The sequence below is a fragment of the Cuneatibacter caecimuris genome (assembly GCF_004216775.1).
GTDB lineage: Bacteria > Bacillota > Clostridia > Lachnospirales > Lachnospiraceae > Cuneatibacter > Cuneatibacter caecimuris.
Map to the genome: position 1 here is coordinate 92,020 of NZ_SGXF01000010.1, position 11,315 is coordinate 103,334.

General features: G+C 48.6%; 10 protein-coding genes. All 10 read right to left on the bottom strand.

The features are described 5' to 3' along the window. Nucleotides 1–37: 37 nt before the first annotated feature. On the bottom strand, nucleotides 38–517 hold the full coding sequence (locus EV209_RS16015; RefSeq protein WP_130436449.1) for a hypothetical protein: 480 nt from the start codon (nucleotides 515–517) through the stop codon (nucleotides 38–40). Between the two features lie 2 nt (nucleotides 518–519). Beyond that, entirely contained in the window at nucleotides 520–993 is a 474-nt protein-coding gene (locus tag EV209_RS16020; RefSeq protein WP_130436450.1) for a hypothetical protein, read from the bottom strand. A 49-nt stretch (nucleotides 994–1,042) separates the two neighbouring features. Then, nucleotides 1,043–2,263, bottom strand: coding sequence for a hypothetical protein (locus EV209_RS16025; RefSeq protein ID WP_130436451.1), 1,221 nt, complete (start codon nucleotides 2,261–2,263; stop codon nucleotides 1,043–1,045). Between the two features lie 340 nt (nucleotides 2,264–2,603). Further along, on the bottom strand, nucleotides 2,604–3,506 hold the full coding sequence (locus tag EV209_RS16030) for a dihydroorotate dehydrogenase (protein WP_130436462.1): 903 nt from the start codon (nucleotides 3,504–3,506) through the stop codon (nucleotides 2,604–2,606). Nucleotides 3,507–3,511: 5 nt separating this feature from the next. Next, entirely contained in the window at nucleotides 3,512–4,276 is a 765-nt protein-coding gene (locus tag EV209_RS16035; protein WP_130436452.1) for a dihydroorotate dehydrogenase electron transfer subunit, read from the bottom strand. A gap of 13 nt (nucleotides 4,277–4,289) precedes the next feature. Beyond that, a complete protein-coding gene (gene pyrF / locus EV209_RS16040) occupies nucleotides 4,290–5,207 on the bottom strand; it encodes an orotidine-5'-phosphate decarboxylase (RefSeq protein ID WP_130436453.1) in 918 nt (305 codons plus the stop codon). A 24-nt stretch (nucleotides 5,208–5,231) separates the two neighbouring features. Beyond that, nucleotides 5,232–6,506: a dihydroorotase gene (locus EV209_RS16045; protein ID WP_130436454.1), complete on the bottom strand. Its 1,275-nt coding sequence runs from the start codon at nucleotides 6,504–6,506 to the stop codon at nucleotides 5,232–5,234. A 171-nt stretch (nucleotides 6,507–6,677) separates the two neighbouring features. Further along, nucleotides 6,678–8,456 carry an adenine deaminase gene (gene ade, locus EV209_RS16050; RefSeq protein ID WP_130436455.1) on the bottom strand — a complete coding sequence of 593 codons (1,779 nt, stop codon included), beginning with the start codon at nucleotides 8,454–8,456 and terminating at the stop codon, nucleotides 6,678–6,680. A gap of 12 nt (nucleotides 8,457–8,468) precedes the next feature. Continuing rightward, nucleotides 8,469–9,791, bottom strand: coding sequence for an NCS2 family permease (locus tag EV209_RS16055; RefSeq protein ID WP_130436456.1), 1,323 nt, complete (start codon nucleotides 9,789–9,791; stop codon nucleotides 8,469–8,471). 85 nt (nucleotides 9,792–9,876) lie between these two features. Next, complete coding sequence (locus EV209_RS16060) at nucleotides 9,877–11,097, bottom strand: M20 family metallo-hydrolase (RefSeq protein WP_130436457.1); 1,221 nt, start codon at nucleotides 11,095–11,097, stop codon at nucleotides 9,877–9,879. Nucleotides 11,098–11,315 lie beyond the last annotated feature (218 nt).

The following is an 11,315-nucleotide window of genomic DNA, read 5'->3' on the forward strand; positions in this document are numbered from 1 at the left end:
AATCCGCAAGTATTTCATTGGAATTAAAACAAATAAATCAGTAGATCGGCGGAAAATCCAGAAAATATATCTGGAATGGATCTTCATGATTCGATTCGGCAAACCATAAGTTTGCCAAATTCAAAAGATACTCTGTGTCCGTTGAATATTCACTCCATTTTCCCTCAGAAAAATGAACTGCCAAATAAATCTGCCCCATGATATCCTCTAAATCATTATTTTCTCCGTCAGTCTTACATTTTTTTGCTGTCTTACGAATTTGGGTACTGCATTGTAATGCCTGCATGAAAAAATATCCCGCGTCTTCTGTTTTCTTAGACTGGTAACTCACCGCAGCCTGATTAAATAAGCCGCGAAATTCATCATAATCTCTATATACCTGCGCTCTCTGTTCCTTCTTTATATTGTTTACTCTCCACAGACTTAACCCTGCCATAAAAACCAGGACCACAAACAACAGACATAGTATTATAAACAATATCTTCTTTATTTTGTTCTTTTTTTCCGCCTGCATCATAGCTACTCCTCCGTTTCCTCTGAAAGATATGACTGAAAGTTATACATTTCCAATGAAAAAGGGGAACTTTGTTCTTCCTTCTGAAACCACGAATCTACTTTCCAAAGATATTCGCTGGTCTCAGCTGAATATGACGACCAGTTTTCCCTTGCCGCCCACCATCGAGACGATATATGATACAGAATCCTGTCCAAATCGCATTGTTCCTTCTCACCTAATAACGGCCTTATATTTTTTACCACTTGGGAAGCAAGATATTTCGCTTCTCCATAGCTTATCCAGGCATTTTCCAGATCCTTGTTTTCATAAGAAACTGCGGCGCTGTGAAATGAATTTTTAAAAAGGTCATAGGTTATTTGTATATCGTTTGCTTTATCTGATTTATCCTGTAAAATTTTGTTATAGTTCACTTGAAAAAGAATGGCTAAAGATATGCATCCGATGATCAGAACAACAGTTAAAATTTTAGTTTTCATAATTCTCCTCCCCTATTTTATAAGAGAGAGACTAAAGTCCCTCTCTACATCATTGATAATTTGTAGTTGCAGTCATCACAAAACTTTCTCTGGGCCCACTCGCTCCCTGATACCCCACATCAAAGGAATATTTTGCAGTAACGCTTCTAACTCCGCCTCCAGAAGAATTTCTATAAACATTATCCAAATTGATATAATAGGAATCATTTGCTGCTGTAAGAGGCTGTCGTAACGGTATCTGAACCCCATTTACAGAATTATTCTTACCAGCGAAATTAAAAGAGCCACTCAAATTTGTTACCGTTTCATACGGTGACCACGCGATGCTCATACCAAATGCACCTAAACTTATATTAAAAGATGCAGATGCAACAAATCCACCGCTTGTTTCTGTACTTTTACTTCCAAAACCACCAGTAAAAATATAATCTTTACTTCCATTCAAAGCCATCTCACCAATACAATTATAAATACTTAAATAATCCCCATTCCCTTGATATGTATTGTTATAATAATAGGTCTGACTAACAACTGTCAAGTTGGACGCCATTGACGTTCCAAACGAAATATTACTGCTTGGATAATTTTTCGCCTCAACGTTTAATTTAATTGTCATAGTATAACGGTATACTCCATGATATGAAGTAACCACCCTTGTTGCAGCCCCTACAGCTCGCGGTTCAATAATAGCTGCAGAAGAAGGAGAAAAATAATTTAACCACCAGTGTTCCTCGACAGGGTCTGAAAGCCCCGGAATAATATCTTCCTCAATTTCACCAAACAAATCAATTTGCAAATCTTCAAGTGGTAATTCAAAAAGGACTACCTTGCCAGTACTTAATTCTTTTAAATACAGTAGCAGGGTGGAAGTCATTCTAGTATTGTCTGGAATCAGTAACTCTTCAGGCAACAATTTTTTAATAATCTGGAAATTCATCACCTCAAAGTGATTAGAATCATCAATAGCCTTGATTGTATACGACCCCTTATACTGTTGAGATTTAAAGATTTTTCCTGACAAACTAATTGGAACTAAACTTTCACCTGTTCCCACCTCCGCGTCAAGACGAATACTATTATCTGTAATATAAAACAACGGATTTCTTAATATAGCCTCATTTAAATCAGTCGAAACCTCCTCCATTTTCTCTGGTATCCCATCTCTTATTTTCCCTTCATATACATTATTATCAGAAGAGGCTAAACAAACCACAGAAAATAAAAAGGTTGCAATAAGCGAAATAATAAATAAGCTATAGTTCTTCTTCATATCCCATTCTCCTTTTCAGTTGTATTAGACAATTAAGTCATTACTTTACTGCAAAAAGTCCCCCATTGGTATCACCCCAATTTTAAGATTTGATCACGTCCTGTTTTTGATTATAGTTTACTCTCTATTTCGAGAAAAGTCAATACTTTTTAGATATTATTTCTTGTTTTTTAATATTGTCAAACCGTATCCTGACATATTTCGACTTTTTTCAGCATTTTCTAGGCTGAGTATACGCCAAAAATTATATATTACTTAATAAAAGGTACTGTAATAAAAAAATAAGCCCCCATTATTTTCAATAGGCAGCTTATTCTTAACCTCAAATAATTTTTAAATTTTATCTCACAGCGCCCACCAGATCCGTCAGGCGCGGAATCTCATTCTTCTGCATATATTCTTCGATGCCTTCTATAATCTCCACTGTAGCGCAGGGATTATAAAAGTTCGCGGTCCCCACCGACACTGCCGAAGCGCCCGCCAGTATAAACTCCAGGGCGTCTTCCGCCGTTGCGATGCCGCCCATGCCGATAATGGGTATTTTCACCGCCCGGGCCGCCTGATATACCATCCTCACTGCAACCGGCTTCACCGCCGGGCCGGACAGGCCTCCTGTTTTATTCGCCAGGGCAAAGGTCCTGCGGTTAACGTCAATCTTCATCCCGGTCAGGGTATTGATCATGGAAAGCACGTCAGCGCCCCCTGCCTCCGCCGCTTTCGCCATCACGGTAATATCCGTCACATTGGGGCTGAGTTTCATGATCACAGGCTGCTTTGCCTTTGCTTTCACTGCTTTTGTGATGGCTTCCACTGCTTTCGGGTCCTGGCCGAAGGCAATGCCCCCTTCCTTTACATTGGGGCAGGAAATATTGATTTCCAGAAGGTCCACCGGCTGATCGCCCAGCCGCTCCACCACCTCCAGGTAGTCTTCCTCCGTCCTGCCGCAGACATTGACAATCTTCACTGTATCAAACTGCTGCAGGAACGGAATATCTCTCTGCACAAATACATCTATCCCGGGATTCTGCAGGCCAATGGCATTCAGCATCCCCCCGCAGGTCTCCGCCACTCTGGGCGTGGGATTTCCCGGCCAGGGGACGTTGGCCACCCCTTTGGTCACCACTGCGCCCAACCGGTTCAGATCCACGAACTCGCTGTATTCCTCTCCGGAGCCAAAAGTCCCGGAAGCCACCATCACTGGGTTTTTCAGCTTCACGCCCGCCAGATTCACTTCTGTATTGATCTTCCTCACAGTTCCACCTCCCCTGCCTCGAACACAGGGCCGTCCTTGCAAACCCTCTTGTTGTGCACATGAGAATGAGAATCCACTTCTTTCGATTTGCAGACGCAGGCCAGACAAGCCCCAACGCCGCAGGCCATCCTCTCTTCCAGGGAAAGCCAGCACTCTATGCCTTTTTCTGCCGCATAGGCTTTGACGGCGCGGAGCATGGGGGTGGGGCCGCAGGCATAGATCACCTCTGCCTGAATGTCCTTCTCCCGTATGGCGTCCAGCACATTTCCCCTGGTGCCCGCGCTGCCGTCTTCTGTCGCCACCGTCAGCCTGCCCTGGGCTTCCAGATCTTCCGTAAGAAAGAGTACATCCCGGTATCCTGCCACGATCTCCTTCTCCCCGTCCAGTTCCTTCGCCAATTCCAGCATCGGCGGAATCCCGATGCCGCCGCCGATCAGCATTGCCTTTTTGTTCTTCAGGGGAAAGCCGTTGCCCAGAGGGCCCATGGCCTCCACAAAATCTCCCGGACGGTATCCGGAAAACTCGCCGGTGCCATAGCCGGCAATACGGTAAACCAGACGCAGCGACCCCGTTTCCCTGTCTGTCTCACAGATGCTGATGGGTCTGGGCAGCAGATGGGCCCCGTCCTTTGTATACAGAGACACAAACTGTCCTGCCTTCGCCTCCTCCGCGATCTGCGGAGCTTTGATCCAGAGATCGAATATATCTTCTGTCAGCTGCGTTTGACGCAGCACCTCTGCCTGCATTTTACATTTGCTCATATTCCGCCCATCCTTAGAAAATACTGTTGATATCCGCAATCATGTCTTCTACTGCCGCTCTGGAAGCGTCACCGAAGTTCGCAGCTCCAATATGCGCGTATTTCTCCTGTTTATAAGCGGCGATAATACCACGGGAGGAATTCACGATGGCGCCAAGGCCGTCCTCATTGAAATAAGGCTTCAGATCCGCGGCTTTTCCCCCCTGCGCGCCATAGCCGGGCACCAGGATATAAGACTTCGGCATCACCCGGCGCAGCACTTTTCCCATTTCCGGATAAGTCGCGCCTACCACAGCGCCGATATAGCTGTAGCTTTCTCCCATGTGCGTTTCACCCCACTGGGCCACTTTTTCTCCGACCCACTCATACAGCGGGCGGCCGTCGATCAGCCTGTCCTGGAACTCGCCGGAAGAAGGGTTGGAAGTCTTTACAAGGATAAACAGGCCTTTGTTCTCTTCTTTGCAGACATCAATAAACGGTTTGATCCCGTCTGTGCCCAGATAGGGATTCACGGTAGCAAAATCTTCACCGAAAGCGGTCAAACGGCTGTTTCCCACCTGAACGTTTCCGAGATGTCCCGCCGCGTAAGCGGCTGAAGTGGATCCGATGTCGCCCCGCTTCACATCTCCGATCACCACCAGCCCCTTACTCTTACAGTATTCCACTGTTTTCCGGAAGGCTTCCACACCGGGCACGCCGAACTGCTCATACATGGCGATCTGCGGCTTCACTGCCGGGATCAGATCCCAGGTCTTGTCAACAATTTCTTTATTAAACTGCCAGATTGCCTCCCCAGCGCCTTCCAGGGTCTCTCCGTACTCAGCAAAAGCTTTTTTCTGAACCTGTTCCGGCACATAGGACAGCATGGGGTCCAGCCCCACCACTACGGGCGCCTGCAGTTTCTGTATCTTTTTCACTAATTCGTTAATCATCTGTCTGTTCCTCCGATATGGTATTTATGCCTGGTAGACCACATTGCCGTCCACAATGGTAGCCACCACTTTTCCCCGGACTTTCCAGCCTGCAAACGGGGTATTCTTCCCTTTGGAAGCAAATTGGGAAGGATCGATCACATACTCCGCCGCAGGGTCGATCACCGTCACATCCGCGCATTTACCTTCTTCCAGGCTGCCTTTGTCAATGCCCAGAATCCGCGCCGGAGCCAGACTCATCCGTTCCGCCATCTGCATGGGAGTCAAAATCCCCGGCTCCACCAGCTGGGTGATGGTCAGGGCTACGGCGGTTTCACTGCCCACAATTCCAAAGGGCGCTTCTGTAATGGGCTTTGCCTTCTCATCCGCATGGTGGGGCGCATGGTCTGTTGCGATCGCGTCTATGGTCCCGTCCTGCAGCCCGCCGATCAGCGCCTGGCGGTCCGCCTCCCCGCGCACCGGAGGATTCATTTTAAAATTGCTGTCCGCAGACGGAATATCATCCTCTGTCAGCGTAAAATGGTGGGGGCAGACCTCAGCCGTCACCTGCAGCCCTTCTCTTTTCGCCTCCCGGATCATCTTCACGCTGTCTGCAGTGGAAACATGGCAGAGATGGAGCCTGGCCCCGGTCTCTTTCGCCAGGAGAATATCCCTGGCAGTAATTACATCTTCCACAGAATTGCTGATGCCCGGCAGGCCCAGTTCCCTGGATTTTTCGCCGTCATTGATGCAGCCGCCTTCCACCAGGTCGATATCCTCACAGTGCGCCATCACAGGAATGCCGGCCTTTGCGGCCTCCCGCATCCCTTTCCGGTACAGCGCGGAATTCATCACTGACTTTCCGTCCTCGCTGATCCCCACAGCCCCTGCCTTTGCCATTCCGGCGATATCCGCCAGCTTCTCCCCCTTCTGGCCCGCCGTCACAGCCCCATAGGGAAGCACATGGACCGGCGCGTCCGTCTCAGCCTTTTCCCGCACATACCCGATCATCTCCGGGCTGTCGGTGGCAGGTTTTGTATTAGGCATGGGGCAGATTGTGGTAAAACCGCCTCGGGCCGCCGCCTCACCGCCTGTACGGATTGTTTCTTTATGTTCCAGACCAGGCTCCCTGAGGTGCACATGCAGGTCAATTAATCCGGGCAGCACATAGCAGCCGGACGCGTTGATCACCCGTTCAGCTGCTTCCTGCAGATCTGTACCCCGCTTGCTGATCCTTCCATTTTCCAGGAACAAATCCATCACTGCATCCGTTCCTGTAGCCGGGTCCAAAACCCGGCCGCCTCGAATCAATATTTTCATGGGTCCTCCAAAATCTATCAGATTTAAAAATTTTTATGGTAGTTATTTTAGCATATTTCCCCAGCCAATGCAAGGCTCAATCACCGTTCTGAAAACAGCCTCACGGCAGCAGCAGAATAAGAGCCCGGAAATTCTCGGCTGCAGCTTTCCGGGCTCTCGTTTTCCTACATTTTATTTTTCTGCAAACGTCGGAATAATTTCTTTCCGGTTCACATCAATCATGCCCAAGTCGGACATTTTCACATTGGGGATCACCGGCAGCGCCAGCGTTACAATGCGGAGCAAAGGGTTTTCCATGCCCGTCAGTCCTAGCTCATAGTTAGCCTGTTTCATCTTCCTGCTGTCCTCCGCCAGCTCCCCTGCCGGTTTCAGAGACATCAGGCCTGCCAGAGGGAGCTCAAGAACATGCAGCAGCTTTTGATCCTTCACCGCGCTCATGCCTCCGCCGCAGCTGACCAGTGCCTGAGCCGCCGCCAGCGCGTTTTCAGGCGTATCATAAACGACAGTCAGATTGTGGCAGTCATGGGAAACCGTGGACGCCAGGGCTCCGCAGTTTGTCCCGAACCCTTTTACAATCCCAAGTCCAATGGTATCATGTCCCTGGTGGCGGTTCACTACAGCCACATACTTCAGGTCGGGATCATCCAGGAGGACCGCGCCGTCCTTCACCGGAAGCTGGATGGTCTCCAGTAAAGTGGATGATAAAAGCAGATCTTTGTACACCATACAGTTGACCTGAACGGTTCCGTTTTCCACCGGAGCCTTAATTCTGAAATCATCTGCGGACAGTTCTCTGACAAACATGGTGTTTTCCTGCTCTAACGGATAAGATTTCTCTTCAATGGATTCCAAAAGTTCCCCGTCCTTTGCCACCAGCTTTCCTCCAAAGAACACATGGGACGGCTTCAATTCTCTGAGGTCCTCCACCAGCAGCATATCGGCCGCATAGCCCGGAGCGATGGCTCCCAGATTCTCAATATGAATTTCCTGAGCTGTATTATAAGTAGTGCTCTTGATCGCAGCCACCGGATCCATCCCATAAGAAATCGCCGCCCTGGTCACGTCATTCATATGGCCGTTATGCAGGATATCGTCCGCCTCTCTGTCGTCTGTGCAGAAACAGAGGCGGTCAAAAAAGCGTACATCTTTGACGCCTTCCCAGATAGCTTTCACGTTTTTGGTGATGGAAGAATCCCTTGCATCCACATACATCCCGTTTCTCAGCTTCTCCAGAGCCTCCGAAGAATCCCTGGTCTCATGGCAGGTGGACGGCCCGCCGCAGAGATAGGCGGAAAGCATGCGGCCGGACAGATAGGGAGCATGTCCCTGCAGATAACGGCCCTGCCGGTCCATCACATCCAGGATATCCATCATCCTGTCCTCGCCGTGAATGACCGCCAGGAAATCCATCACTTCCGCCAGCCCTATGGCTCTGTCCAAATGAGAAAGTTCCTCCACTTCTTTCGCTGTAAACACTGCTCCCGCATGTTCCAGACCCGGAACAGAGGGGACGCAGCTGGGTATGTCGATCAGCTGGCGCATGGGAAGCCCCTCAGAAGCCTCGTGCATATAGCGGACGCCTTCCATCCCGCATACATTGGCAATTTCATGGGGGTCAGTCACCACTGTGGTGGTTCCGTGCGGGATCACACAGCGGGCAAAATTCCTGGGCGTCATCATGGAGCTTTCGATATGCTCATGCGCATCGATAAAGCCTGGAATCAGGTATTTCCCCTGGGCGTCGATCACTTCTTTGGCCCTGTCAGTATCCAAAGACAGATCGCGGTATTCCACATGGGCGATCATTCCATCGTATACAAAAACATTTGCCGGATAAATTTCACCGGTAATCACGTTGACCAGCTGAACATTTTTGATCAGAAGATCAGATTCAATTTCTCCCAGAGCCGCTTTCAGCAGCGCCTTTTTATTTTTCGGTTTAATTTTCATAAATTCTCCTTATCAGAAAATGAAGTACAGAATCAGGGGAACACATAAAATATACAGGAACGGATGCAGGTCTTTGAACCTGCCTGTCAGCACTTTGATCAGCACATGAGCAATAATCCCTGCAGAGATACCGCCGGCGATGGAGCCGATGAAAATGGTAAACATAATCATGACAAACGGGCCGAACGCTTCTGTGAAATCAGAAAAGTCAATGTTGGTAACACCCTGGATCATCAGAAATCCCACGAAAATCAGGGCCGGGCCGGTGGCCGCGTTGGGAATAATCAGCACCAGCGGGGACAAAAAGATCATGATCAAAAACAGCACTGCTGTGACAATGCTGGAAAATCCGGTCCGGCCGCCTGCCTCTACGCCTGCGCTGGACTCAACATAGGTGGTGATCACAGTATTACCGGTGCAGGCGCCCACACAGGTACCGATGGCATCCACCAGAAACGGCTTCTGAATATCCGGGAAATTGCCGTCCTTGTCCAGCATTCCGGCCTTCGCGCCCACGCCCAGAATCGTTCCCAGGGTGGAGAAAAAGTCTCCGCAGAACGCGGTAAAGATCAGGGGAACCGCGCTGAAGGTCAGCACAGATTTCCAGTCGAACTGGAACATCACATTGCCCAAGCCCTTAAAATCAGGCACCTTGAATATCGTATCCGGCAGAGTTGTCACTCCAAAAGGAATCCCCAGCAGCGTTACAACCACAATGCCGATAAGAATCGCGCCTGTCACCTTTTTTGCATTCAGAACTGCGATCAGGATCAATCCGAAAACTGCCAGGTATACAGAAGGCTGGGTGAAATCTCCGGCGGAAATACCATTGGCAAAAGTTCCGATTCCACTGTTTTTAAAGCCCAGGTAGGCGATATAAAAGCCGATGGCCACTCCAATGGCCACCTTGATATTTTTGGGTATCGTTTTCACAATCAGATCCCGAATGCCAAAGATGGTCAATATCAGGAATATAAGTCCGGAAATCAGCGTCATAGACATAATGCCGCCAAATGAAATTTCTCCGGCGATCAGCATTCCGCCAAACAGCGCGTTGCTCCCCATGCCGGTAGCCAGCGCAAACGGCAGGTTCGCATACACCGCCATGAACATCGTAATGACGGCGCTGACAAGGGCACAGGTAACCATAATGGCTTCTTTTGAGATCACAACGCCGTTCACATCCGTGATCGTGCCGGCGTTGCCTACGATCAGGGCCGGCTGGACGACAAGAATATAGGCCATAGTCATAAAGGTGGTGATACCGGCAATGATTTCCGTCCTGAGATTGGTTTTTCGCTCTTTGATTTTGAAAAACTGGTTGATCTTTTCCATAATCTCTGCTCCTTTTGTTTTATTTACCTTCTATCATAAACGCTTTTTCCTTACTTGTAAACTATTTATAAAAAAAGTATAAAAATTACTGTTTTGCAGCCTCAGCCTCAGACCTCAGCATCTCTTTCAGCACGAAAACGCCCCTGCCGCAATCTTCCATAGAAGTAAATTCTTCCTTTCTGTGGGAATATCCATTCATAGATGGCACAAAAATCATACCGATTGGACATAATCCCCTGAAATTCATTGCGTCATGTCCTGCTCCGCTCATGAAATGCCTGTGAGAAATGTGGTTCTCTCTGCAGATTTCCTCCATTTTCATCTGTAAATTCCGGTCGCAGGGGGCCGCAGGCAGCTGCTGGTCCAACCGATACTGAACTTTCATGGAATGTTGCTTTTCAAAACAGTGCATCTCGTCCAGCACATATTGAATATACTTGTCATCCGTGCAGCGAAGATCCAGGGAAAATGTCACATGGCTGCAGATGATGTTGCACTGTCCCGGAAAAGTTTTGATACTGCCTACAGTTGCCACGCAATTTTCATGGGCTTCTGCCAGTTCTGTAATCCTGAGTATCCACCGGGACATCTGAACTGCCGGGTCCTTTCTCCCTTCCATGGGCGTTGCCCCGGAATGTCCGCTTTCTCCATAAATTGTAACCATATGACGGATCAGGCCTGCAATTCCAGTAACAATCCCCACAGAACAATTACTGTTTTCCAGAACACGGCCCTGTTCAATATGCAGTTCCAGCATGCAGCGTATATTGGGGATACGGCAGGATTCCAGCCGGTCAGGCTGCAGCCCTGCTTCTTTCATTGCTTCATAAAGGGAAAACCCCGCCTGATCTTTGCTCTGCAGACCATCTTTGCTGCTAAAACCACAGACGGACTTACTTCCCACCATGCCGTACCCGAAACGGTTTCCTTCTTCATCCTTAAACCCGATCACTAGTACAGGCCTTCTGGGGCGAAATCCTTCTTCCCGAAGCTGCCTGACCGCTTCAATCCCTCCCAAAACGCCCAGGCTTCCGTCAAATCTCCCGCCGTTTTGTACGGTATCATAATGGGAACCACAAATCACAGCATTTGCTTCTGGTTCAGCGCCTGCCCATCTTCCGATCAAATTTCCCGCCGCGTCGCGGGATACTTCCAAACCGGCGTCTTTCATGTAACCGGCAATCAGTTCTTCTGCCTGGCGGTCTTCCATTGTAAAGGGGAATCTGGTAATGCTTCCATCTTCCTGCCGGCCGATCTTCCCAAGCTCTTCCAGCTGATTCCACAATCTCTGTTCATTAATATTCATTTTATACAGCCTCTTTATTTTTCTGACTTCTGCACACGATCATTCTGTCCTGTGAATTTCTATGGTAAGTATATCATGTCGGAACAGTCCGCGCAAGGCGCTGCCCCCATACTTCAAATGCAACAATCGAGTAGGAGGGAGTGATTAACTCCCGTCCTCTCACACCACCGTGCATACCGTTCGGTACACGGCGGTTTCAATAGTTGACGTGCACAGAC

Coding starts and splice junctions, on each gene's coding strand:
- EV209_RS16015 (WP_130436449.1), bottom strand. CDS start 517: ATGATGCAGGCGGAAAAAAAGAACAAAATAAAGAAGATATTGTTTATA.
- EV209_RS16020 (WP_130436450.1), bottom strand. CDS start 993: ATGAAAACTAAAATTTTAACTGTTGTTCTGATCATCGGATGCATATCT.
- EV209_RS16025 (WP_130436451.1), bottom strand. CDS start 2,263: ATGAAGAAGAACTATAGCTTATTTATTATTTCGCTTATTGCAACCTTT.
- EV209_RS16035 (WP_130436452.1), bottom strand. CDS start 4,276: ATGAGCAAATGTAAAATGCAGGCAGAGGTGCTGCGTCAAACGCAGCTG.
- pyrF (WP_130436453.1), bottom strand. CDS start 5,207: ATGATTAACGAATTAGTGAAAAAGATACAGAAACTGCAGGCGCCCGTA.
- EV209_RS16045 (WP_130436454.1), bottom strand. CDS start 6,506: ATGAAAATATTGATTCGAGGCGGCCGGGTTTTGGACCCGGCTACAGGA.
- ade (WP_130436455.1), bottom strand. CDS start 8,456: ATGAAAATTAAACCGAAAAATAAAAAGGCGCTGCTGAAAGCGGCTCTG.
- EV209_RS16055 (WP_130436456.1), bottom strand. CDS start 9,791: ATGGAAAAGATCAACCAGTTTTTCAAAATCAAAGAGCGAAAAACCAAT.
- EV209_RS16060 (WP_130436457.1), bottom strand. CDS start 11,097: ATGAATATTAATGAACAGAGATTGTGGAATCAGCTGGAAGAGCTTGGG.